Source organism: Sphingorhabdus lutea (genome assembly GCF_001889025.1).
Classification (GTDB): domain Bacteria; phylum Pseudomonadota; class Alphaproteobacteria; order Sphingomonadales; family Sphingomonadaceae; genus Sphingorhabdus_B; species Sphingorhabdus_B lutea.
This window is the reverse complement of record NZ_CP018154.1, coordinates 1350249-1374224: the sequence shown is the minus strand read 5'-3', so window position 1 is coordinate 1374224 and position 23976 is coordinate 1350249. Positions and strand designations below refer to the sequence as shown.

The following is a 23976-nucleotide window of genomic DNA, read 5'->3' as shown; positions in this document are numbered from 1 at the left end:
ATGAACCAATCCACACAGATATTGGGCGAAAGAGCAAATGGAGCAGCAATGCCCCAAAATAAAATGTCCAAAATATTATTTTATCTATTTTTTGCTTGCTTATTCCTTGGCGGCGGCACGGCGCGCGATGATGCATTGTCGTTAATAATATTGCGCCCACTTGCTATCGCGGTGATTGGATATTGCCTTTTGGTCATTGATAAAAACCAAATTAACCGGATTAAAATCCCGCTAATGACGGTATTGGGATTGGGGTTAATCATGGTGATACAGCTTATCCCCCTGCCCCCCGCCATCTGGTCAATGCTGCCCAATAGGGAGTTATTGGTTACTTTTGACAAGCTTGCCGGATTGGAACCCATATGGCGCCCGATTAGCCTGTCTCCATCCAAAACGATGAATAGCTTAATGGCGCTGTCCGTCGGGCTTGCCGGTTTATTATTATATGCCATTCAACCCGCACCCAGAAACCCAAAAATAATGGTGGTTTTCATCATTGCGGGCTTTGCATCCACCCTGTTGGCCTTCATCCAATTGTCCGGACCAATGGACAGTATCGCCTATAGCTATCGTATCACCAATAATGGCTCTTTGGTGGGTTTTTTCGCCAATCGAAACCATCATGCGACCATGTTATGCGCGATTATTCCAATGATTGCCTATTTGGGATTAAAATATGACGATAAGTCAAATTTGGATTATAAATCCGCGCTTATTGCGGGGGCGTTAATAATGTTTCTTTTCCCCTTCATCCTGCAAATTGGGTCGCGCAGCGGTATATTTCAGGCCGTATTGTCGGTGGTTTTTGCGCTGATTATCGCGGCTATTTTCATCCTAAATGGCGGCACAAAAAAACAAAGCCATATTAAGCAGGATAAATGGACCAACGCACAAGCGGTAAAGAAAAAACGGATGCAGCTTGCAGCAATTGGGTTATTTTTCTTGGTCATTTTATCAATTGCCGCCCTGTCATTTTACCTATCACGGGCGGAGGCGATTGACCGTTTATTTAAAGAAGATGCGATTGAGGATATGCGCAGTCTGGTCCTGCCCATAACCACAAAAATGGCATCCGATTTTTGGTTATTTGGCGCCGGTTTTGGCAGTTTTGAACATGTATATCGCATTTATGAACCGCATAATTTATTACGTATCACCTATTTAAATCAAGCACATAATGATTGGGTTCAATTTGCAATAGAGGGCGGAATTTTCCCTATTTTGATTATCGGCGCATTATTTATAAAGGGCATGGCGCAATTTAAATCATTATGGACGGCGCGTCATGATGATATAAAAAATGTTCTTGCTGCAATGGCGGCGGCGGGATCGATTATTTTGTGTATATTTGCCAGTGTCGGCGATTATCCAGTAAGAACACCTATTATAACCGTGTTCATTATAATATCGCTGGCCATATATTTTAAACCAGTGGGAAATAAGGCAGGGTAAAGGGGCTCAAACATCGGCCCTTTTATCCTATCGCCTAAACCATATGTTCAAAAATTTACCGTTTCTTCGCGGTTTTCTGTAGGGCATTTTCCAAAATTTCATATATTTTATCCGGCGCATAGGTCGAATTAAAATATTCGCGTGCGGACAATGCCATTTGTTCTTTTTCCACAGCGGATAATTTCATAAAGGCGCGAACATTTTGCGCCAATATTTCTGGTTGCGATGCAGGTACGGACAATCCCGCGCCCGATTTTTCCATAATACGGCCACCTTCGCCATTCAGGCTGGAAATAATCGGCTTACCCGCCGCCATATAGCATTGCATTTTATATGGCACGGTCAGCGCGAAAATGGGATAATCCTTCAAACTAACCAACATGGCATCGGCATGGGTAAAAAATTGCGGCATTAAATGCTCCTCATGCCGCCCTAAAAATGAAAATTGCGACGACAGGCCCATATCCTTAATTTTTTGAACAACGCGCTCCATATCACGGCCAGAGCCGATAATGACCCATTTTAATCCCGTTTCATCCCGTAATAAATCCGCTGCCGCGATAATCGTATCAAAATCCTGGCTTTCACCAATATTGCCGGCAAACATAATTTTTGTTTCCGCCTGCGGTATCATCGCTGCAATTTTTGGATCAATTTCGGTGGGGGTTAAGGGCCGATAATGATCCGGTGCGCTATTTGGGAAAAAAACGATTTTTTCCTCATCCACGCCAAATGATTTAATACGGTCAAAAAATGCCTCGCTTTGCACCATGACAATATCGGCGCGGCGATACATCCAACCGCACATTTTTTCCAACATCCAAATAATCGGCTTATTTTTAATGTTAAGGGTCATGGTGACACTTTCGGGCCAAATATCCTGCACCCAATAAATGGTCGGGATTTTGTAAAACCATTTGGCCAAAATCGCCGCCAAAGATTGTGTTAAGGGTGATGGCATGGACACAAAGCTGACCTCTGCCCCCGCGCCCTTCATTTTGACCAATTCCCAAAATGCGGCAAAGGGATAGGTGAAATAATTGGCGATTAACCGTAATTTGGATGATCCCCGCGCCACCGTCCATGCGCGGCGCACCTGAACCCCATTCCATTCATCTTTACGGCGTAATTTATTGCTATATCCCTTGGCAAAAACGCCTTCGGGATAATTGGGCACGCAAGGGATGAACAATACATCATGACCGCTATCGACAAGATGTTTTGAAATGACATTATTCGAAAAACTTTCCGGATAAAAATATTGCGATAAAAATAATATTTTTAACCCGCCCTTTTTTTCATCCAGCAATCCATGTTCATTTTCATCTGACGGCATGATATTATCCATTTGCACCAAGACGTTGCATGGCATTGGCGCTAATCACATCTTTTTTTGCCGGTTCAGGATAATTGATTAAAACCGCCTTATACGGTCCTTTAAAGACAAATAAACTGCCCGCTGATGCGCCAATAATGCCGCAATTGGCGATGACATCCTCTATATGGTCATGCGAACCTGCGCCGCCCAATATGGTCATGGGAATATTCAATATGTCTCTAAATTCTTTAGCAAGTTCAATATCATATCCATCCATCATGCCATCACGGTCAACCATATTGATAATGATTTCCCCTGCCCCGGCACGTTCCATTGCCGCTGCAAATTCAAAAATATCCACTTTATGGGATTTTTTGGCATTATGACTGGTCAGCTCATATCCCTTTTTGAACAGGCCTGTTTTCTTCTTCACATCCAAAATTACAACCACGCTTTGCGAACCAATGGCAGCGGCCATTTCGCTAACCAAGGTGGGATTATCAATTGCTGCTGCGCTAATCGCCACTTTTTCTACGCCTAGACCGATTATTTTATTCGCCTGCGCCGCCGTTGTTACCCCGCCGCCATAGCAAAGCGGCATTCGGCATTCCGCAGCCAAATGAGCAATCATTTGAAAATCAGGCTCTACGCCATTTGCACTGGCGTCTATGTCCAAAACGACCAGCTCATCAGCCTCTTTTTCATTAAAGATTTTTACCGCATTTATCGGGTCGCCCACATATTTGGGATCTTTAAACTGAACAGTTTTAACAAGGCCGCCCTCATGGACAAGCAAGCATGGGATGATACGTGGGCGCAGCATATTAAATCTCCGCAAAATTCTTTAGGAGCTGTTGCCCCCAATGATGGCTTTTTTCCGGATGAAATTGCGCGCCAAAAACGCGCCCATTGCCCACCGAACAATCAAATTTGAACCCATAATCGGCATGCGCGATGCAATCTGCCTTGTCCGCACAATGAAAATAAAAACTATGCAGAAAGTAAAAACGCGCATCATCCTCCATGCCTTTAAACAAGGGTGAGCCGGCCATGGGCGTAACATCATTCCACCCCATATGCGGCATGGGCAAAGACGCACTTTGTTCATTATTGCGGAATGACCGCACCGTGCCCTTTATCCAGCCAAGGCCGTCGCGCACGCCTTCCTCGCTTTTTTCCGCCATCATTTGCATGCCCACACATACGCCAATAACCGCGACATTGCCCGAACGCACCATTTCATCCACCGGCCCGCGCATTCCGCTTTCGCTAAATAAATCCATCGCGGTGTCAAAAGCGCCCACACCGGGCAGGATAAGATGGGTCGCATCCTTTAACTCATCGGCATTTTTTGCGCGAACGGCGGGTATATCCAACCGTTTATATACATTTAAAAATGCCTGCAAATTGCCAAGGCCATAATCAATAATATGGATCATCGCAGCAGCCTATTTTCCATGCCAAGCATCCGCATAATATTTGCGCCAAGGCCAATGGCCCAGCGTTTATTTTTATAATTTTTATATGTTTTATTTTCGCCTTCGAAAATCTCTTGCAATTCGGCAACGCTCATATCCAATTTATTGGCGACATATTCAAATTCCTGACGCAAGAAATGTTCGTCCATTTCCGGCTTTGAAATCCGTTCCAACGCCGCATCGCGGGTTAATTGCCCCGTCATAATCAAACTGGAAAAATGGGCGCGTCGTTTTTCATATCCAAATTTCTTTGGCATCCAATAATCTTCATAAAAACGGGTAAAGCGGCTTTCATGATGTTTATGTTGAAATTTTTTCCACCCAAATTTGTTTTCCAACAATGCCTCGGCATCCGCCTTTATATAGGGGACAAGGTTTAATGGCTTGGCCACTTCCATTCCCAAAATGCGTTGATAGAAAATTTTATAGACGAAAATATCCATCAAAGGAAAAGTCTTTAACTCACGCTTACCAAATTGGCGGTGAATATCACCAAATAACATGGTATCAATGCCGGTATAGCCGCCCCATTCCTCTGGCTCACGGCAACATTCGGTGGAAAAATTCGCACCGGTCAACACATATTTAATCTTATTCTTACGGGCAAATTTATAAAGGGAGGAGAAAAATGCCGCATCCTGTGGCAAATCCTGATCCGAAATTTGCGATTTCAAAAATGCAGTTTGCAGGTCCTTCATCTCCTGCCAATTGATAACATCAGTATATAAATCCATGCCCAGTCCATCGACCAGTTTTTCAATATTTCCCACCGCCTGATCGGTGTTCCACCCCGCATCCACATGGTAAAGCAAAGGCCGCAGCCCCATTTTCTCCACCGCAATATAGGTGGCATAGCTGCTATCCAATCCACCAGACAGACCGATGATGCAGTCAAAATCCTTGCCCTTGCCCTCTGCCTTAATTTTTTCGGACAGAGCGGCCAATTCACGCGCGCCGCGCTCATCCGTATGCCAATTGGGCTTAATCGTCGTGTCAAAATTTATGCAATATTCGCACAGGCCATCATCATTAAATTGGATGCGCGGATCGGATGTGTCCATAATGCATCTTGTGCAAATTTGATATTCACGGCTATTTTGGTCTGCACTCATGAAATTGGTCCTAAATTTATCTATAAAGTCTTGCCGCAAGTAGCTTGTAATCAAGCAAACGTAAAGCAACAGCATGAGATTTTCTCGACATTTCATCAAGATTTTCTGCATTTTTTGCCATGTCGGCAAATGCCTGCTCAATGGTCATATTTTTGCCCGTCAACCACCCATTGCCATCAATATAGGGGACGTGGCTTTCCTCATCATCCAAAATGACGGGACAGCGCATGCCAATGCTCATCTGCATGGTGGCGGATTGGGTTCCGGGCTGGCTATATAGGTCGGCCGCGCATAAAATATCGCCCAATTCATCGGGGGTTTTCCATCCCAAAAATTGCACGCGATTATCGGCGGCGATAAGGGCGTTTAACTCCTCCTCCACCTCTGGATAAAAATATCCGGTGATGCGAAATTGGAAATTATCACCCTTAACCTTGGCAAAGGCACGCAGCGATTCCGCCAATTTCTTGCGTGGTTCAAATTTACCCGATTGCACGATTAAAATTTGGTTATCATTGATGTTAAGCGCGGCGCGGGTGCGTGCCCGCTTTTCCCCATATTCCGTATCATCGGGGACTTTACCGCCAAGGGGGTAAAATTCCAACAGATCCTCTGGCACGCCATAAAAATCACGCAGGAAACGAATGGAGCTGATATTTATCGGCAATATTTTTGTGATATAGGGCAACGCTCTCTTTAAAAAAGAACGATGCAACATCCAATGCAATATCCATTTAGAAATAAAGCTAGTAGCGCTATTATAAAAATCTTCATGGGAATCTACATAAAGTGTGACTTTAGGATGCATTTTCAAATAACGTTTAACCGTAAGGAGCTCAATACCAATAGCACCATGATATAAAATAACATCAGGCTTGAAGGCCGCTATCTCATTGTATAAGCCATCCATCCATCTTAAATGAAATGTTAACTTTTCAGGCAGATGTTTTTTGAAGGGTAATCTTATAAGATATGGCCCCTCCTTTAACTGCTTTCTTTCCAATTTAGTTTTCACTACTCTTGCGTTCTCAAATTTATAAGTATCACAAATGATTAGAACCTCATGCCCATCTGCGGCATTCTGGTTGGGCAATTCATTATCTTGATAAGACATTTCTTCTGTAAAACAAGAATATAGACAGATATGTAAGATCTTCATAAAAGCTTTAACCTCTCCTCATATATTCTTTTAAAGTTTTCAGCCATACGGATATCTGAATAGTTTTTGATAGCAAATTCTGCACATTCCTTCGCACCTGCCAACAATACTTCTTTATCCATAATGGAATTAACCAGTTTCGATAGAGCTTCAAGATTACCATATTCTATGAAAAAGCCATAGGGCTTCGGCGCGACCTTCTCTGGCGCTCCCGCTTCAAAGCCAATTATGGGAGTGCCGCAAGAAAGACTCTCAGCGCAGACCATTGAGAAAGTCTCCCTACGACTCAAAAGTAAAGTTACATTTGACGCAGTATATATTTTAGCTAAATCATGTTGAGATTTTTGTTTTGCTAGAAAAATAATTTGATTATTAGGGGCTTGTTCATCTTGATCTGCACCAACAACTAGAATTTTTACTTTTTTATTTTTAATGCGCGGCAGCAACTCAAATATATATTTACCTCCTTTTGCAGGAGACATGATATCCGACCCAATAACCAAAATGAGAAAATCGTCATCAGCTATTCCAAGCTCTTTTCGAATATTTGATTCTTGAGGAACAAAATATTCACTATTGTTTATTCCATTTGGTACTACCTGAACGTTCGAAGCACTAAGGTGTGATTGAATAACACGATCCGAAAGCCATTCAGATGGACACGTTATAACTGGATTTTTTAATGACCTAAAATAAGATACCTTTTGCTTTAACATTTTATCTGTTTTGTCCAGATAAAAACTTTTAGGATACACATTAATTTGAGGGCAATTACCACATTGATTTAGCCAGCCTTCACAATCAAATGCATGTCCGCACTTTCCAGTATATTGGTATTCACAATGAAAGCTCCATACGACTGGTATGTCAGATGCAGTTAAGAATTTAATAAGTCGTCCAATATTTAAATGATAGCCATGCAAATCATGTAAATGCACTATATCTGGCTTAAATTTCTTTAGTTTATTTATTAGTCTCCATGTTGAAAAGGGTGAATAAATTGCATCATAACCTGTAATCCTTGTCATGCCGGCATGTATAATCGTTTCAACGTCTAAACCATATTTATAAACTACTTCTGAATTAGAATTTGTGCCTCTGCCATAAAGGCATAAGAACTCATCCTCATTAAATATTAATGATTTAGACAAAGATTCGACGATTTTTCCAGTGCTGGAGTAACCGTAGTTAACGTCTACCTGCGCTATTCTCATATTGCCTACCTTAAACTATTTAGGAGAAATGCTGTTCTGCCTTTGAAAAAACAAAGCAATACAGAAGAAAAAGCCAGTTAATTGGAAATTGTATGGCTTCAAAACTAGTATTTCAATGAAGTAAACGATGAACAACAAATAACTAAAATATAGGGTACTTGATCTAATTTTACTCATATGAACTAGTGCAAATAATTTATAAATAAATTTAATTAGAAAGTATAAAAATATAAAAAATATGACACCACCATAGTCGGCCCATAGTGAGAGTATGTTATGCATATATTCACCACTGCGGTATGAAGCAAAATTACCAAAAAATGGATTATGCAAAATGGTAGTTAGCCCATCCTTCAAAATATATTCTCTCGCTACGAATGATTGATCATATGCACCTTCAGAATAAAGAGCATAAATTCGATTATCAGTCTCAAAAAAACCGAAAATATTTAATCCCAGCAAATATAGAATTAACAGCGCAAAGAAAATGCCTATCCCTTCAATTACCAATTGTGCGGGAGAACTATGAATTACCTCATTAACTATGACGATGACCAAGAAAATCAGAAATTCGGAACGAGCGCCAGTTAAATACAGGCACCAAAATGCAATTAAATATATAGCAAGCCTGAAAATTAGAAACTTTGCATTCACCAATAGCGCAATAACAACTATCAAATAATATAATGAGAGTGATTGATAAGTAGCATAGCTGGAAAGATCATTAGAACTAAGCTCTAACTCAGTAGTAAAAGAACCTAGTTTAAGAGTGAAAAGTACATAAGAATATATTAGAAAACTTATAAATATTACAATCTTGGTTACTCTTTCGCTTATATTTAAATATCTGAAAATATAAAAAAAAGCCCCAAGTTGTGGTATAGATGAAAGAAGATCAATCGAACTGTCATATTTATTGAAATTATTTAAGTGATATACCGCTACTGCACTAAATAATAAACAAACAGATATAAATGCCGCATCCACTGAATAAAATTTTTCGACCCTTCTAATAATCGTTATTAACCAATAAATAAATGCAATGGCAAAGCAAACTGCGCTCATCTGTGCGTAGTAACCGCCCAGAAAAGGGCCAATTAATCCATTATATAATAAAAATTGATAAACAGGAAAAAGTGAAAAAAGCAGAGCAAACAAAATCAAGCCAAAACGACTATCAAATGTGTTTACCATATTCATAACGTCACTGTTTTGTATTTTATTCAAAGGACTTACCTGAATTTATCATAGCTATGTAGCTAACCCCAAAATATATTAAATAATGCGTACTCATGATAATTGAAAAAGCAATAATCAAACCCCATAAATCTAAATTAAATGCATATAGATACAAAGATAGAAAAACCGTCGACAAAAGATTAAAAATGGATGGATATAGTCTTAGATGTTGTTTTCTGCTGATTGCGAAAATTCGTGCTGATGGCACAACAGCAATGCTTATTAAATAGCCTGGAACCATAATCGCTGCCATTTTACCTGCATTTGACCAATCGCTTCCATAAACAAAAGAAAAGAGTTCTTCTCCCCAAATTACGACAGGGGTTAACATCAAAAACCCCAATAACAAGAGCAAAGCCGTAATTTTAATGTGAAAGTTTTTCAATAATTTATAAGATGTTTTAGATAGATTAACCTGTTTAGAAAAAATTAAATCAGATAATGCTCTAGTGATAAAAGCAATAGGCATATCCAATGTGCGCCGCATCATAAAATAAATTCCCATTTCAGTAGCACCGAAATATGCGCCTACTATTAAGCTTTGCAGAAACACGGCCAAACTATCTGCAATATAGGAGGGGAAAAAAGCGACTGCTGTTTTTAATTCAGACTTAAAAATTACATAATCATATTTCCAGTTCTGAAATCGTAATTTCAGCGCAGCAAATTTTCTTTGCAAATAAATTAAAGAGAAGAAACGTCCTATTATTTCTGCACCCATTAGAATTAATGAAACAGATGTTAAAAAACCTCCAGTTACCTGAATAAATCCTCTACAAAAATTTAATAAAAGATTAGATTCCGCAATAACTACAACATTGCCATTTCTGACAAGAACGTAATTAAAAATTTGTATGCAATTTTGAATTATCAAGCCTACAAAAAAAACAAGAACAAACCAAAGTGGAATTTTACCCAAGTCCGAAATATTTAATAAGATTAAAATTGCAAAAACAATAGAACCTAAGCCGCTACTAAACATACCCAATTTATAACAAAAATAGGAAATTCTATTTGCTTTTCTATCTGACAATGTGCTTGAAATAGACATATCAAAAAAGAAACTTAGGCCGCCACATAAAAGGATATAAAGAAAAAGGGTAAGGCCATATAAACCAACTTCTTCGGGTGTATATATACGTGAAATTATTGGCCCAGCTAGAAAATAAGCTAATTGGCCAACGATAGTTAAAACAGCTATTTTAGAAGCTTGGCCCAAAAAACCATCTGGGTTTAACAGTTTTTTGACGCGGTTTATTGGCACAAACTATTCCCCCGAAAATGGCATTTTGTCATTTTATTTAATTGAGGTTATAGGCTTTGCGCCAATTTCTCAATCACCATATCTTGTTCATCATGCGTCAAATATGGATGCATGGGAAGGCTTAACACCTGATCCGCGGCCAAATCGCCATGGGGCAAATGCACCGATGTATCGGCCACAGCGGGTTGTTTATTTAATGGCATGGGATAATGCACCACGGTCGGCACGCCCAATTGTTTCAATTTTTCCTGAACATCGGGGCGATTTTCAACCCGAACGGTATATTGCGCCCACACGCTTTCATTATGCTGGGCAATTTGCGGGCGGGTAATGCCCAATTGATCAAATGCAGCATTATATCTATCGGCCACCGCCTGACGCAAGGTGCGTTCTTCGTCAAAAATTTCCATTTTGGCCAGCAATATCGCGGCCTGTAACGTGTCCAGACGGCTGTTCATGCCGACGCGGACATGATAATATCTGCGTTCCTGACCATGGCGGGCAATTTGCAGCAGCTTTAACGCCAAATCATCATCATTGGTGAATATTGCGCCGCCATCGCCATAGCAACCAAGCGGTTTTGATGGAAAAAAGCTGGTCGTGGTAATATTGGTTAAATTTCCGGATTTTTTACCCTTATAGCTTGCGCCGAAACTTTGCGCGCCATCCTCTATCACGGGGATATTATGCCGCGCGGCAATTTCATTTATTGCATCAAAATCGGCGCATTGACCGTAAAGCGATACGGGAATAATCGCCTTTGTCTTTGTCGTAATTGCCGCCTCCAACAATGCAGGGTCCATATTATAGCTGATGGGATCAATGTCGATATAAACCGGTTTTGCGCCCAAAATGGCCGAAGCCTCTGCGGTGGCAATATAGCTAAAGCCTGGGGTGATAACCTCATCGCCCTCTCCCACGCCAAGTGCCATTAAAGCAATTTGCAACGCATCGGTGCCATTGGCGCAGCTAATACAATGCTTTGCGCCCGTATGGGTGGAAAGCAGCTCTTCCAAAGCCTTTACCTCTGGCCCCATAATATATTGGCCATGCGCCAAAACACGGGCAATGGCGGCATCAATTTTATCTTTAATCCGCGCCTGTTGTGCGCCAAGGTCGATGAAGTTCATATCAAGCTGCTTCTCTGAATAATTTTCCATCGCGAAGGATATATTTATCCCCGCTATGTGGGCAAATGCATTGCGCATCGCCGGTTAAGGGCAAATCCAATTTCTCACCAAATGCGCTCATCCACCCTATTTGGCGAGCAGGCACACCGGCCATCAGGGCAAAATCAGGAACATTTTTTGAAACCACTGCCCCCGCGCCAATAAAAGCATATTGGCCAATGGTCGCGCCGCAAATAATCGTGCAATTTGCACCCAAGCTTGCGCCCTTTTTCACCAAAGTATCGCGATATTCCGATTTGCGCTCCACCTCTGCGCGCGGATTATGCACATTGGTAAAAACCATGCTGGGCCCGCAAAAAACGCCGTCCTCCAAATAAACATTGTCATAAACCGACACATTATTTTGCACTTTGCAATTATTGCCAATTTTCACCCTGTTCCCGACAAAAACATTTTGCCCAATGGAAACGCCCGACCCAATAATCGCGCCTGCACAAATATGGCTGAAATGCCAAATACGGCAGTTGTCGCCAATGGTCGCGCCATCATCAATAATTGCAGAGGGATGGACTTGAGACATATTATCCGCGCTTTGCAAATGGGTGATATTCGCCGGTTAATGGCGCAAGGGGCGCATGGCGGATGTGGGAAACGGTTTCAATCGCCACCCTATTCTCCTCCAGCCCAAAGCCGCGCCCTGCCAAAATTTCCTGATAGCTAACCGTGTGAAGGTCGGTAAAGCCGCCGGAAAATTCAATCTCCTCATCATCGGCCATAATGGAACGATAGGTGCGTTGCCCCTTTTCGCGCAGATCATCAGGCACATCATTTACATCCAATGACAAATACCACCGAACCCGTGCATTGGCATATTCCAAATATCCCGCCGCCTTAGTCGGTTCGTTCACATGGACGATATTTTGTTGCAAATCGCCAAAAATAAAATGCAACATATCGAAAAAATGCACGCCAATATTGGTGGCAATGCCGCCGGATTTCTCCACGCCGCCTTTCCAGCTTTTTAAATACCAATTCCCGCGTGAGGTAATATAGGTTAAATCAACCTCATATTTTTTATCCTGTGCGCCCGAACGCACCTTTTCACGAAGGGCAATAATGGCGGGGTGAAGACGAAGCTGTAATATGGTGTGAACCCTTCGCCCCGTGGCTTTTTCAATATCGACCAATGCGTCAATATCCGCTGGCCACAAAACAAGCGGCTTTTCACATATCGCATCCGACCCAGCACGCAATGCGGTGCGCATGTGCGAATCATGCAGATAATTTGGGGAGGCAATGGCCATATAATCCATCGGGCGGCCCGCGCGCCCTTCATTATAGACAAAATTGTCAAATTGCTCAAATTCAGTAAAGAAATGAGCATCGGGGAAATGCCCGTCAATAATACCCACGCTATCGTTAATATCATATGCCGCCACCAGATTATTTCCAGTCTCAGCAATCGCCTTCATATGACGCGGGGCAATATATCCCGCTGCACCAATTAACGCAAAGCGCTTCATTCCCCCAAAACTCCTACTTAAAAATTTCTATGCTTTAATAATATGCGGCTCAACATTGCGGAAAATGCCGCGACTATCCACAATTAATTTGGCATTTGCCTTTATCATATCATAATCGAATTTGGCATGGTCCGTTGCCAAAATAACCGCATCATAAGAAACCAAAACCTCTGGTGATAAATCCACCGATGATAGGTTAAAACTATGCTCGCGCATTTTGGGAAATGTCGGCACATGTGGGTCACTATATGATAAATCGCCGCCATTATCACGGATCATCTCCATAATTTCCACCGATGGAGATTCGCGCATATCATCGACATTTTTCTTATATGCAATGCCCAATACCAAAATTTTGCTGCCGCGAAGCGGTTTTTTCGCATCGTTTAATGCGCTGACCAGCTTATCAAAAACATATGCTGGCATGGCCTGATTTATCTCACCTGAAAGCTCAATAAAACGGGTGTTCACGCCATATTCGCGCGCTTTCCATGTTAAATAAAATGGGTCAATCGGGATACAATGCCCGCCAAGACCGGGGCCAGGATAATATGCGGTAAAGCCAAATGGCTTGGTCGCTGCTGCGTCAATAACCTCAAAAATATCAATGCCCATTTTATCGGCGACAATTTTCATTTCATTGACCAGACCAATATTCACCGCGCGATGGATATTTTCTAGCAATTTGGTCATTTCCGCCGCCTTGGTGGAGCTGACCGGAACAACCTTGTCAATGGCATGTTCATAAATGGCCGAACCAATTTCAAGACAGGCCGGTGTAACCCCGCCAATAACCTTTGGTATCGTATTTGTGTTAAAATGCGCATTCCCCGGATCTTCGCGTTCGGGCGAATAAACAACAAAAATATCCTCACCAATTTTCAATCCACCTTTGGTTGCGCGCGGCACAACCTCTTCATCTGTTGTCCCGGGATAGGTGGTGCTTTCCAACGAAATAATATGGCCAGCGCGTAAATATGGCGCAATCGCATCGCAGGTTTCGGTGACATAGCTGATATCCGGCTCACGATGTTTATTAAGCGGCGTTGGCACACATAGGATAATGGCATCGGCATCGGTAATGCGGGCAAAATCGGTCGTGCATTCCATGCCAGATGCAACCGCTCCAGCGATTAAGCTATCATCAATATGTTCAATGGCGGAATGGCCGCCATTTAATTCATCAACCTTTGTCTGATCAATATCAAAGCCAAGCACCTTAAAACCAACATCGGTAAAACGAAGAGCAAGAGGTTGCCCCACATATCCCATGCCGACAATGCCGATTACTGCCTGTTTATTTTTAATTTTATCTAAAAACTGGCTCTTCAAATCACTCATAAACAACCTTTCATTTCTTCATTATATACCCCCCTTTTAACGGACCATATGCCCAAAGGCTTAACGAAGATAATGTTTACCCGCCCAATATGTTGATTTTTTATAGTTAAGCAGGCCTGAATTTCAATCGCCATTAACCCTATTGCATCACAATTGCGAGTGAATTTTATATTTATAAAAATTTAATTGCTCTTTTTATTCTTAATTTTTGCGAATTATTCACCTTTTCATGAAATAGATGGGTCAAATTTTTAATGGTGCGTGCAAATATTCATTGGCCGCCCACCCATGATGATGAAAGATTGACAATGCTGGCGGAAAAAAAACCTAATGTATGTGTAATGGGCCTTGGCTATATTGGCCTGCCCACGGCGGCGGTTATTGCCCGTTCGGGCTGTATGACATTGGGTATTGATGTGAACCAACATGTCGTCGACACTATAAATCGCGGCGAAATTCATATTGAGGAAGTGGATTTGGACGGTTTGGTCCAAGGTGTGGTTGCCCGCAAAACATTACGCGCCGCGACCCAAGTAGAACCAAGCGACGTTTTCGTCATTGCCGTTCCCACGCCTTTTGATGAAAATTATGCTCCGGACATCAGCTATGTTTTGGATGCAGCGACCAATATTGCGGCCGCATTAAAAACTGGCGATACCATTATTTTGGAAAGCACATCGCCCGTCGGCACAACCGAAAAAATGCGCGATTTAATTGCCGCCTTGCGCCCTGATTTAAAAATCCCCGGCATCAGCCAGGAAACACCCGATATCTCCATTGCATATTGCCCAGAGCGCGTTTTGCCGGGCAAAATATTGGAAGAATTGACCAATAATGACCGTTCCATAGGCGGCATTACCCCGCGCTGTGCACGAAAGGCGCTTAGCTTTTATAAAAGATTTGTGCGCGGCGAATGTGTAACCACCGACGCGCGGTCGGCCGAGATGACCAAATTGGTCGAAGATGCCTATCGCGATGTGAATATAGCCTTTGCCAATGAATTATCAATTGTGGCCGACAAAATGGGATTAAATGTGTGGGAGGTTATCCGCCTTGCCAATTTGCACCCACGGGTTAATATTTTACAACCCGGCCCCGGCGTGGGCGGCCATTGCATTGCAGTTGACCCATGGTTTATCGTGCATAGCGCCCCCGAAGAAACCCCGTTAATCCGCACTGCACGCGGTGTAAATGATGGCAAGGTAGATCATGTCATCCGCCAAGCGGAGGCGATGATAGCCAAATATCCCACGGCCAAAATTGGCTGCATGGGCCTTGCCTTTAAGGCGAATATTGACGATTTCCGAGAAAGCCCCGCCGTTAAAGTGGCCGAGGCTTTGGCCGAAAAATATGGCAGCCGTATCAATATTATTGAACCATATGCCGCCACCCTGCCCAAGGCATTGGCGCAAAGCGGGGCCAATTTAATTGATTTGGACAGCGCCCTATTGGGGTGCGACATTTTGATCACCTTGGTCGATCATGATGCGTTTAAGGCTGTCCCCTTGGCCGAACGCGCCGATAAAATCGTTTATGATGTGCGCGGTATTTGGCGCGATCAACCCGATCATTTATCAATTAAGCCGGTTATATTGCCACTGGCCAGTTAATTAACCAACCAATAAGCAAGCTGCCTATAAGCAAGCTATCAGGCAATAATCGCCATTATTCAGATTTATTGGGCAACCATGAAATCATGAAAAATAGCATGATGGCCAGCGGATAATAAAACACACCGTCAATCATGGAAAATGCCGCCATTGATGAAATGGTGATGGCGGCCGGACCATAAATGATGGGATCGTCAAATAATCTGCGCAATATTGCCCACCCCATAGGGATTATCAACGAAAATAACGCAATAGTGCCCAAAATGCCCCATTCAAATAATGCCTGTAATATCACATTATGCGGGTGACGCGACATGCCCCGCGCCTCTGGAACAATGGCGCGGAATTGATGTGCGCCATATCCCAATAAGGGCCGTTTTTCGATATAGGGAATTGTATCTTTCCATAATGCGGTGCGCCCGCTGCTATATCCCCATTCATTATCAACCTGACTTGTCAAGGGGCGTTGAAAAAATCCAAATGATGGATGCGGCGGGGTTAATATGACCATGCTGCCCGCCGCAGAAATGGCAATTGCGCCCAATAAAAAACCGATATTTTGATAGGCCAATTTTTTAAAGAATATGACAATATATAAAAGCAATATTCCCGCCAAAGCAAAAATCGGGCCGCGCGAACCCGACCAAAATAAAAATGTTAACGCGGCAATAAAAAATATTGCATGATAGAGCCGAAAACGGCTATTCCCATTTAACAAATATGCCGAACATAAGGCGGCGGCAGGCAGGAAATAATATCCAAAATGGCGAATATTAACCTGTCCAGGAAGGTCGGTTGACCATTCAATACCGCCTTTCCCCTCGGTTAAATAGATAAAGGCAAATATGCAAATGGCGCATAATGCAACAATATGGCCAAATAATAATGCCAGCCGCTCCAACGGGGAAATTGATTGATCAACCTCAACTGGTTTATCCGAGGGATGATTAAAAATTAAATGATAAGCAGAGGCGGCAAATAATGCATGAATGGACCATATTATTGCACCAAAAATTGCACCAATTTGATCAAATGGCGCACGGTAAATGCCAATAGCAATGACCGTAAACCAAATGGCAAGCGCCAATCCGCGCCATGCCTGTAATTTTTTTAACGCGCCCCATATGGTCATGCCGCGCGCCATTGCAATCATTATAACGCACAGCTCCGCCAATAAAGCGGCCATCCACCAAAAACGGAATATTGATTGAATATGCGAATATTTACCATCAAGATTAAAGGTGAATATAATGGCGAATAATGGTGACAAAGCAGGCAATAAAACCCACCAATATTTTTTTGATAATATGTGTAATTTTTTATCTTGGGGCATTATTTTATCCTAAACGCTCATTCCTCAATAAAGGAAAATGGGGTAAATGCACGTTCATTTTCCCTAAAAATCAATGCGCGATTTTGCGGCGGCGCGGCGCGTTGCGCACAATTAGCGCGCGTACATTGGGCGCAGCCCAATCCAACCGCGTGAACATGCATTTTCGCCTGATCAAAATAACAGATATTGCCCGCATGGGACGCCTCCACCCCCAATGATATGGCAAATTGCGATGCGGAAATGCCCCGTGCATTCACATCACCAATTGACTCTGCCCTGCCTACATTTTGCATGCTGGGGGCATGGGGGGACAGGCGCGAAACGGTTCGGCTGATGGTGAACCACCTGCTTTGATCCTCCAACTCCACATATTGGGTGCAAAAACTGCCCGGTGAATAAAATGCATCATGCACATTCCATAGCGGGCAACGGGCCGTCCCCGCGACCAAGGGCGAATTGCTGGCCCCTGAAAATCGTTTTGATACCTGCCCTGCCTTATCTATACGCAGCATAAAAAATGGCAGTCCGCGCTGTCCCACGCGGTTTAACGTTGTTAACCGATGCGCCAATTGTTCAAAACCAACAGAAAAACGGCGTTGTAATATGGTAAAATCATAGGCGCTGGATTCACATGCCCTGACAAACCGGCCATAGGGCATTAAAATGGCCGCCGCAAAATATGACCGTAAATGCCGCCGATATAGCTGTTCTTGGACTTTATTATCAAATGCTGCGCCGCGTACCAATGCCTCTATTTCATCCACCGCCTCCAATCTTGCCAAAGAGGCGGCTAGGGCGAAATTACGGCTGCTATGGTCCAATAATTCAGATATTTGAATTTGGCGCGCATGATAATCCAATTTCCAGCTTGCATTTATCAAAATATCGGCGGGTAAAATACGAACCCCCAATTGATGTTTTTCACGCAGCCTTGTCACCATTGCCCCATTGACATCGCCTGATTGCAATCGCAAATCATCGGCCAATTTTTCAGCCATATTGTCCAAATCGGCAAAATGATTATTCCACCGTTCAATTTCCTGACGGACCAATATTGTTATATTATTTGCGCCAATATTTTCCGCCGCTGTTCCTGCATCACCCATTGCCTTCATATCATATAATCGGGCAAATGCCTCCGCCGTGTCCGGCGCACTGGCCAACCATTCAACAATTTGCGCCCTATCAACGCCAATATCCTGAAATAACCGATCGCCCAGCCGCCGCCGAACAGCCTCCACCCCGCCGCCTGGCTCTGGCCCGCTTAAGCTACGTGGATCAAAATGTAATTTTTCGACTAATTTTAAGATAAATGATGCTGTTAAGGGCCGCTGATTACGCTCCACAAGGTTCAGATAGCTGGCCGAAATCTCCAAAAGCTCCGCCATTTGCACCTGCGTCATGCCATTATCACGGCGCAATCTTCGCACCACATGACCAGCAAATACCTTATCTTGCGCCATTTTTTCCCTTTATCACGGACGACCATTATCTAAAACAGCCTGAAATATTAAATATTATATCCGCAACTTCAACTTTTGTAAATATATTACTAAATTACAAATTGACTGTTGGTTTATACATTGAATCACACAGTTTTTTTTCGGTTTATACTATAAAAACTCCAAAAACTGCCGCTATTACTTTTGTAACAAGAAAATATATTTCTTTTTTGTAAATTTAGTAAAGGATTTTAACATGGCAACTCCCCAATCATTTGATGATTTTGTTCCCGCCGCCAAGGGCCGCTTTGATGGCATTAACCGCACCTATACCCCAGCAGATGTTGACCGCCTACGTGGCTCTGTTCCCATTGAATATACTTTGGCAAAGCGCACCGCGAATAAATTGTGGGATTTGTTAAAAGAAGAACCCTATATTAACGCTCTTGGCGCATTATCCGGTAATCAGGGTATGCAAATGGTGCGTGCCGGGTTAAAGGCGATTTACTTATCCGGTTGGCAAGTGGCCGCCGATGCAAATACCGCTGGTGCAATGTATCCTGACCAATCATTATATCCCGCAAATGCAGGACCAGAGCTTGCCCGCAAAATTAACAATGCCCTGCAACGGGCCGATCAAATTGAACATAGCGAAGGCGCTGTATCGCGTGATTGGTTTGCACCTATTGTGGCCGATGCAGAGGCCGGATTTGGCGGACCATTAAATTGCTTTGAAATTATGAAGGCATATATTGCCGCAGGCGTTGCCGGCGTCCATTTTGAAGACCAATTGGCTGCGGAAAAGAAATGCGGCCATTTGGGCGGCAAGGTTCTTATCCCCACACAGGCGCATATTCGCAATCTGAACGCTGCGCGTTTGGCCGCCGACGTATGCGGCACCCCTACTGTGCTTATCGCCCGCACCGATGCGGAAAGCGCAAAGTTAATTACTTCTGATGTTGATGAACGCGACCATGAATTTTTAACTGGCGAACGCACTCCAGAAGGCTTTTTCCGCTTAAAAGAAGGGACAGGTGTTGACCATTGTATCAAACGCGGCATTGCATTTGCTGAACATGCTGACCTTATTTGGTGGGAAACATCCAAACCAAATCTGGATGAGGCTAAACGTTTTGCAGAGGCGGTTCAAAAAGCACACCCAGGTAAAATGATGGCCTATAATTGCTCCCCCTCATTTAACTGGGAAGCGAATTTGGAAAAAGACGTGATTGCAAAATATCAACGTGAACTTGGCGCAATGGGTTATAAATTCCAATTTGTTACCCTTGCCGGTTTCCACCAATTAAATTATGGCATGTTCGAACTTGCCCGTGGATATAAGGATCGCGGCATGGCGGCATATAGCGAATTGCAACAGGCCGAATTTGCCAGCGAAGCAAATGGTTATACCGCAACGCGTCACCAACGCGAAGTTGGAACAGGCTATTTCGATATGGTTGCCCAGGCAATTGCCGGCGGAGCAAGCAGCACCACAGCGATGAGCGAGTCAACCGAGACCGACCAATTTTAATAATTAATCTAAGGGGTTTAATGCCCCTTGGCACAGCCCTTTAAATCTAGGGCGCTCCTAATTTTCCTGGGGAGGAAAATAACTAATCCGTCGGTGGCAACATCGGCGGATTTTTTTCGCATAAATTTCCCCATAAAATAGTCAAAAATAATGGTGAAGGAAAAGGTAAAAATCAACATCCTTACTGACGCATTAACCAACAAGATTTTAATTTTTTTAACTAAGCCTTGGTATAAGTTTGCATAGATAAATTATAAACAAATCCGGAGCGAATTTCATGGACATGATCCAAAAAAGTATAATGGGCGTATTGGGCGTTGCGGGCCTTTCCGCCGCTTTAGTCCCAAATAGCGCACCGGTTTTTGATAAAAATCAACCTTCGGCTTCGGTTGCGGCATCTGCGCCGCAAACCCTGCCGCCGCCTCCTGCGGCTGGTACGCAAGATGCAGCAAAGCCTGAAGGCACAAATGATGCGTCTTCAGGATTTGAAGATGATGGCAGCTCTTTCAGCTTTGGTGACCCCATGAACGATGCCAGCCCTATGTCGGGCGATGGCGGATGGGGCAATCCTGGTCAAACAAGCGTGAGCAAAAATAGAGGTGAATATAAGGGAGCACCTAGCAATGATGCCCCCCCAGCACCGCCGCAATCATCCCCACCATCAAATAATGGCGGGCCAAAGCCAAGCATGGCAGGGGTTAGCATTTCAAGCTAATCCTTATTTTTCAATTTTACGCAGGACTTTTGCAGGATTTCCAGCCACAATTACCAAGTCTTCGAAAGATTTTGTTACCGCCGCGCCAATTCCAATAAAGCTATCATCGCCAATTGAAATACCGTTGATTAAGGTCGCATTTGGGCCAACCCATACGCCCTTACCCAATTTCACGCTGCCGCTTACCTCTGCACAGGCGATAATCATGCAATTTTCCGCAATTTGGCAATTATGCGCAATAAAAACATGATCGTCCAATTTGCAATTATCGGCAATGCGTGTCGGGTCGATAGTGCCGCTGCAAATGGATGTTAATGCGCCCACTTCGACATTTTGGCCAATTTCCACGCCGCCAATATGGGGGATTCGGTGGTTGACGCCCTGTTCATCCTTTTCAAAACCAAAGCCATAGCCGCCAATCACGCTATTGGCCCTAATCACACTATTATCGCCAATTTTAACGCGCGGGCCAATATAAACACCTGGCTCAATCACCACATTTTTACCAATCACGCTATCGCGGCCAATGGTGCAATTGACCGAAATAAATGCCGTTTCATCAATAATGGCATTTTCTGCGATACCATTTTTCAAATGCTCACGGTCCAATTCAGGATGGTAAAAATATGCATCAATAATTTTGGCAATGTCGAAACGCGGATTTTCAACCTTAATAACCGTAAATTCGCCATTGGGAGCATCGCCCATTGGCCCTAAAATTGTCATATCGGGGGCAAGGTTAAGCTGCGCCAATTTATCATAGCTTTTCACAAACATGATATTATTGGGTGCGATATGATTTATTGTGCAAATCGACGCGACATTACGAACATCCCCAACATGCTCCCCGCCCAGCATATCGGCTATTATTTGTGAATTTAGTTCATTTGTTACACTCATAAGTCACCTTGCATTATAAAAATTTCTATTTACCAGTCTTATGATTATTTTGCATCAAAGAACAAGGGGATGTTTGTGGGCTATCAATTTAATAAGGAGGGATATTCCAACCTCCTCTCCACATTTGCTGAAAATGGATATCGGTTTGAAACATTTGATATTTCCAATCCTGCACCAAAAACATGCTTCATTCGCCATGATATTGATTTTGATTTGGATGCCGCCGTCACCATCGCAAAGTTAGAGGCTGCACAGGGTATAAGCGCAAGCTATTTCATTTTAACATCTGCCCCTTTTTACAATATTTTTGAACAAAACAGCGTCGCAGCGCTGCGTAAATTGGCATCACTTGGCCATAAAATTGGCCTGCATTATGACGTAACGCAAACCCATGAATCAGATATGGACAAAGCGATTTTGAAGGAAGCCGGTTGGCTGTCCAATGCAAGCGGCCAAAAATGTGAAATGATGAGCTTTCACCGCCCGTTAAAAGAGCTGCTTCGCGGGCCAGATGAAATTTGCGGGTTAATTTCAACCTATGGCAAAAAATGGATGGTGGATGCTGCCTATATGTCAGATTCAACCGGCGCATGGCGTTTTGGTATGCCGACGGAGCAAGAGGCGTTTATAAATGGCGGGCCAATACAATTATTAACCCATCCCATTTGGTGGCATAGTGAAGAAGAAGTCGCACCTGAAATTCGTCTTCGTGAATTTTTGGAAATGCAATATGCGCGGACAATTTCGGGCATAAAGGGTAATTCAACCGTAGCAATTGACGGGATTGAAGGCTGAACCTCCAACCCCGCCAAAATTCCTCTTATTTTTTTAACAATTTTAACGCCGCGACAGTCATTGCCTCTGTTCCTGCGGAAACCACTTTTTGGGCATCAGGCGCCCAAAATGGCGAATGGAGCGAGGCAAGGCCGGAGGGTTTTCCTGCCTTTATATTCGCCTCTGCCTCTTGCCATTTATCTTCAGGCACGCCGCCAACCCAAAAAATCATGGATTTAATATTATCGGGGTCGGCCATACGGTAACGGCTAAAATCCTCTCCGCCCATCACTGGCGGGGCAATGGAAACGCGGTCCGCGCCAAATTGCTGGACAAATAAACCCGCTATTTCCTTGGAAAATTCTGGGTCATTATAGGTTGCTGGGGTAAATTCCTTCTCCCTTATCGTCACTATCGGCATCCGATCATCGGGCATTCCGGCGGCAATCGCCTCCCCCCGTGCTATGCGTTTAATACCTTCCAAAATTTGCTGGCGGTTTTCGTTGGAATAGCTGCGCACTGTGATAAGCAATTCCGCCTCATCAGAAATAATATTATGTTTTGCCCCACTGCGAAACGACCCCACGGTCACAACCGCGCTATCCAGTGGGTTTAATTCGCGGCTGACCAACGTTTGCAGGGTGGTAACAATACGGCTGCCCAAAATAATGGGGTCTTTGGCCGTATGCGGATATGCACCATGTCCGCCAACACCCAATATTTTAATGTCCACACTGTCCACATTGGCAAGGGCAAATCCGGGGGAATAGGCAAGCGAGCCTGCCAAATTTCCGGCATTGTCATGAAATCCCAATACATAATCAGGTTTTGGGAAACGGGTATATAGCCCATCATCCAACATCGCCTTTGCGCCAGATCCAATTTCCTCCGCAGGCTGTAAAATCATGACCAATGTGCCCGACCATTCCCCTTTACGCGCCGCCATTTGACGCGCCGTGCCAAGCCATCCGGTCATATGTGTATCATGGCCGCAAGCATGCATGACACCCGTTTCCACCCCTTGGGGTGTTTTTGCCACCACCTTTGATGCATAGGGCAATCCTGTTTGTTCAATCACGGGCAGGCCGTCCATATCCGCGCGCAGCATCACCACCGGTCCATCACCATTTTTCATCACCGCGACAACGCCCGTTTGGCCGACCTTTTCGGTAACGTCAAAGCCCAATTTGCGCGCCTCTGCCGCCAATTTTGCCGCCGTCCTTACTTCTTGAAAACTTAATTCCGGATTTGCGTGCAGGTCGCGATATACCTCCATCAATAATGGCATATCCTTAGCTACAGCAGCTTTGACATCTGTATTTTGTGCATAGGCAATATTAACCTTAGTGCCCATATTGGCTACTCCGGCAAACAAAATCGCCGTCCCAATTGATAAAATTGATTTTTTCATTTTCATTTTCCCTACTTTATATATTTTTAT

The 23976-nt window shown here is 43.6% G+C and carries 21 protein-coding genes; 5 read left to right on the top strand and 16 right to left on the bottom strand.

Annotated features, from left to right (window positions below; translation table 11 throughout):
* Entirely contained in the window at positions 1 to 1452 is a 1452-nt protein-coding gene (locus LPB140_RS06530; RefSeq protein WP_198024078.1) for an O-antigen ligase family protein, read from the top strand.
* Between the two features lie 55 nt (positions 1453 to 1507).
* On the opposite strand, the gene LPB140_RS06525 is transcribed toward LPB140_RS06530, so the two are convergent.
* The 12 genes from LPB140_RS06525 to LPB140_RS06470 form a co-directional block, all read right to left on the bottom strand.
* The gene (locus LPB140_RS06525) at positions 1508 to 2800 is read right to left on the bottom strand and encodes a glycosyltransferase family 4 protein (protein ID WP_072559146.1); all 1293 of its coding nucleotides are present in this window, start codon (positions 2798 to 2800) and stop codon (positions 1508 to 1510) included.
* Positions 2793 to 3593, bottom strand: a complete 801-nt coding sequence (locus LPB140_RS06520) for an AglZ/HisF2 family acetamidino modification protein (RefSeq protein WP_072559145.1) — start codon at positions 3591 to 3593, stop codon at positions 2793 to 2795. Before LPB140_RS06520 ends, LPB140_RS06525 begins: the two co-directional genes overlap by 8 nt.
* A 1-nt stretch (position 3594) precedes the next feature.
* Positions 3595 to 4209 (bottom strand): imidazole glycerol phosphate synthase subunit HisH, encoded by a 615-nt coding sequence (hisH, locus tag LPB140_RS06515; protein WP_072559144.1) that lies wholly within the window; start codon positions 4207 to 4209, stop codon positions 3595 to 3597.
* Positions 4206 to 5360 carry an N-acetyl sugar amidotransferase gene (locus LPB140_RS06510; RefSeq protein ID WP_072559143.1) on the bottom strand — a complete coding sequence of 385 codons (1155 nt, stop codon included), beginning with the start codon at positions 5358 to 5360 and terminating at the stop codon, positions 4206 to 4208. The genes hisH and LPB140_RS06510 overlap by 4 nt, the downstream gene beginning before the upstream one ends.
* Positions 5361 to 5376: 16 nt before the next feature.
* Positions 5377 to 6078: a glycosyltransferase gene (locus LPB140_RS12635; protein ID WP_198024077.1), complete on the bottom strand. Its 702-nt coding sequence runs from the start codon at positions 6076 to 6078 to the stop codon at positions 5377 to 5379.
* 437 nt (positions 6079 to 6515) lie between these two features.
* Entirely contained in the window at positions 6516 to 7733 is a 1218-nt protein-coding gene (locus LPB140_RS06500) for a glycosyltransferase (RefSeq protein WP_072559141.1), read from the bottom strand.
* 15 nt (positions 7734 to 7748) lie between these two features.
* The gene (locus LPB140_RS06495; protein ID WP_198024076.1) at positions 7749 to 8933 is read right to left on the bottom strand and encodes an O-antigen ligase family protein; all 1185 of its coding nucleotides are present in this window, start codon (positions 8931 to 8933) and stop codon (positions 7749 to 7751) included.
* 19 nt (positions 8934 to 8952) lie between these two features.
* Positions 8953 to 10236 (bottom strand): lipopolysaccharide biosynthesis protein, encoded by a 1284-nt coding sequence (locus LPB140_RS06490; RefSeq protein ID WP_072559139.1) that lies wholly within the window; start codon positions 10234 to 10236, stop codon positions 8953 to 8955.
* Between the two features lie 47 nt (positions 10237 to 10283).
* A complete protein-coding gene (locus LPB140_RS06485) occupies positions 10284 to 11396 on the bottom strand; it encodes a DegT/DnrJ/EryC1/StrS family aminotransferase (protein ID WP_269466131.1) in 1113 nt (370 codons plus the stop codon).
* Complete coding sequence (locus LPB140_RS06480) at positions 11368 to 11946, bottom strand: acyltransferase (protein WP_072559138.1); 579 nt, start codon at positions 11944 to 11946, stop codon at positions 11368 to 11370. The genes LPB140_RS06485 and LPB140_RS06480 overlap by 29 nt, the downstream gene beginning before the upstream one ends.
* A gap of 1 nt (position 11947) precedes the next feature.
* Positions 11948 to 12889, bottom strand: a complete 942-nt coding sequence (locus LPB140_RS06475) for a Gfo/Idh/MocA family protein (RefSeq protein WP_072559137.1) — start codon at positions 12887 to 12889, stop codon at positions 11948 to 11950.
* Positions 12890 to 12916: 27 nt separating this feature from the next.
* Positions 12917 to 14230, bottom strand: coding sequence for a nucleotide sugar dehydrogenase (locus LPB140_RS06470; RefSeq protein ID WP_072559136.1), 1314 nt, complete (start codon positions 14228 to 14230; stop codon positions 12917 to 12919).
* 308 nt (positions 14231 to 14538) lie between these two features.
* Between LPB140_RS06470 and wecC the strand changes: the two genes are divergently transcribed.
* A complete protein-coding gene (wecC, locus tag LPB140_RS06465; protein ID WP_072560572.1) occupies positions 14539 to 15840 on the top strand; it encodes a UDP-N-acetyl-D-mannosamine dehydrogenase in 1302 nt (433 codons plus the stop codon).
* A 55-nt stretch (positions 15841 to 15895) separates the two neighbouring features.
* Here the strand turns inward: wecC and LPB140_RS06460 are convergent, their stop codons facing one another.
* Complete coding sequence (locus tag LPB140_RS06460; RefSeq protein WP_072559135.1) at positions 15896 to 17173, bottom strand: O-antigen ligase family protein; 1278 nt, start codon at positions 17171 to 17173, stop codon at positions 15896 to 15898.
* A gap of 17 nt (positions 17174 to 17190) precedes the next feature.
* Positions 17191 to 18636 (bottom strand): helix-turn-helix domain-containing protein, encoded by a 1446-nt coding sequence (locus tag LPB140_RS06455; protein WP_072559134.1) that lies wholly within the window; start codon positions 18634 to 18636, stop codon positions 17191 to 17193.
* Positions 18637 to 18871: 235 nt separating this feature from the next.
* Here LPB140_RS06455 and aceA point away from each other — a divergent pair, with 235 nt between their 5' ends.
* On the top strand, positions 18872 to 20146 hold the full coding sequence (gene aceA, locus LPB140_RS06450) for an isocitrate lyase (RefSeq protein WP_072559133.1): 1275 nt from the start codon (positions 18872 to 18874) through the stop codon (positions 20144 to 20146).
* A gap of 277 nt (positions 20147 to 20423) precedes the next feature.
* Complete coding sequence (locus LPB140_RS06445) at positions 20424 to 20861, top strand: hypothetical protein (protein WP_072559132.1); 438 nt, start codon at positions 20424 to 20426, stop codon at positions 20859 to 20861.
* Between the two features lie 3 nt (positions 20862 to 20864).
* On the opposite strand, the gene LPB140_RS06440 is transcribed toward LPB140_RS06445, so the two are convergent.
* Complete coding sequence (locus LPB140_RS06440; RefSeq protein ID WP_072559131.1) at positions 20865 to 21761, bottom strand: UDP-3-O-(3-hydroxymyristoyl)glucosamine N-acyltransferase; 897 nt, start codon at positions 21759 to 21761, stop codon at positions 20865 to 20867.
* A 75-nt stretch (positions 21762 to 21836) separates the two neighbouring features.
* On the opposite strand from LPB140_RS06440, the gene LPB140_RS06435 reads away from it, so the two are divergent.
* Entirely contained in the window at positions 21837 to 22556 is a 720-nt protein-coding gene (locus LPB140_RS06435; RefSeq protein WP_156874153.1) for a polysaccharide deacetylase family protein, read from the top strand.
* 25 nt (positions 22557 to 22581) lie between these two features.
* Here the strand turns inward: LPB140_RS06435 and LPB140_RS06430 are convergent, their stop codons facing one another.
* The gene (locus LPB140_RS06430) at positions 22582 to 23946 is read right to left on the bottom strand and encodes an amidohydrolase (RefSeq protein WP_072559129.1); all 1365 of its coding nucleotides are present in this window, start codon (positions 23944 to 23946) and stop codon (positions 22582 to 22584) included.
* Positions 23947 to 23976 lie beyond the last annotated feature (30 nt).

Coding starts and splice junctions, on each gene's coding strand:
- LPB140_RS06500 (WP_072559141.1), bottom strand. CDS start 7,733: ATGAGAATAGCGCAGGTAGACGTTAACTACGGTTACTCCAGCACTGGA.
- aceA (WP_072559133.1), top strand. CDS start 18,872: ATGGCAACTCCCCAATCATTTGATGATTTTGTTCCCGCCGCCAAGGGC.
- LPB140_RS06510 (WP_072559143.1), bottom strand. CDS start 5,360: ATGAGTGCAGACCAAAATAGCCGTGAATATCAAATTTGCACAAGATGC.
- hisH (WP_072559144.1), bottom strand. CDS start 4,209: ATGATCCATATTATTGATTATGGCCTTGGCAATTTGCAGGCATTTTTA.
- LPB140_RS06485 (WP_269466131.1), bottom strand. CDS start 11,396: ATGGAAAATTATTCAGAGAAGCAGCTTGATATGAACTTCATCGACCTT.
- LPB140_RS06440 (WP_072559131.1), bottom strand. CDS start 21,761: ATGAGTGTAACAAATGAACTAAATTCACAAATAATAGCCGATATGCTG.
- LPB140_RS06495 (WP_198024076.1), bottom strand. CDS start 8,933: ATGAATATGGTAAACACATTTGATAGTCGTTTTGGCTTGATTTTGTTT.
- LPB140_RS06475 (WP_072559137.1), bottom strand. CDS start 12,889: ATGAAGCGCTTTGCGTTAATTGGTGCAGCGGGATATATTGCCCCGCGT.
- LPB140_RS12635 (WP_198024077.1), bottom strand. CDS start 6,078: ATGTTGCATCGTTCTTTTTTAAAGAGAGCGTTGCCCTATATCACAAAA.
- LPB140_RS06445 (WP_072559132.1), top strand. CDS start 20,424: ATGGACATGATCCAAAAAAGTATAATGGGCGTATTGGGCGTTGCGGGC.
- LPB140_RS06470 (WP_072559136.1), bottom strand. CDS start 14,230: ATGAGTGATTTGAAGAGCCAGTTTTTAGATAAAATTAAAAATAAACAG.
- LPB140_RS06480 (WP_072559138.1), bottom strand. CDS start 11,946: ATGTCTCAAGTCCATCCCTCTGCAATTATTGATGATGGCGCGACCATT.
- LPB140_RS06455 (WP_072559134.1), bottom strand. CDS start 18,636: ATGGCGCAAGATAAGGTATTTGCTGGTCATGTGGTGCGAAGATTGCGC.
- wecC (WP_072560572.1), top strand. CDS start 14,539: ATGCTGGCGGAAAAAAAACCTAATGTATGTGTAATGGGCCTTGGCTAT.
- LPB140_RS06520 (WP_072559145.1), bottom strand. CDS start 3,593: ATGCTGCGCCCACGTATCATCCCATGCTTGCTTGTCCATGAGGGCGGC.
- LPB140_RS06460 (WP_072559135.1), bottom strand. CDS start 17,173: ATGCCCCAAGATAAAAAATTACACATATTATCAAAAAAATATTGGTGG.
- LPB140_RS06530 (WP_198024078.1), top strand. CDS start 1: ATGAACCAATCCACACAGATATTGGGCGAAAGAGCAAATGGAGCAGCA.
- LPB140_RS06430 (WP_072559129.1), bottom strand. CDS start 23,946: ATGAAAAAATCAATTTTATCAATTGGGACGGCGATTTTGTTTGCCGGA.
- LPB140_RS06525 (WP_072559146.1), bottom strand. CDS start 2,800: ATGGATAATATCATGCCGTCAGATGAAAATGAACATGGATTGCTGGAT.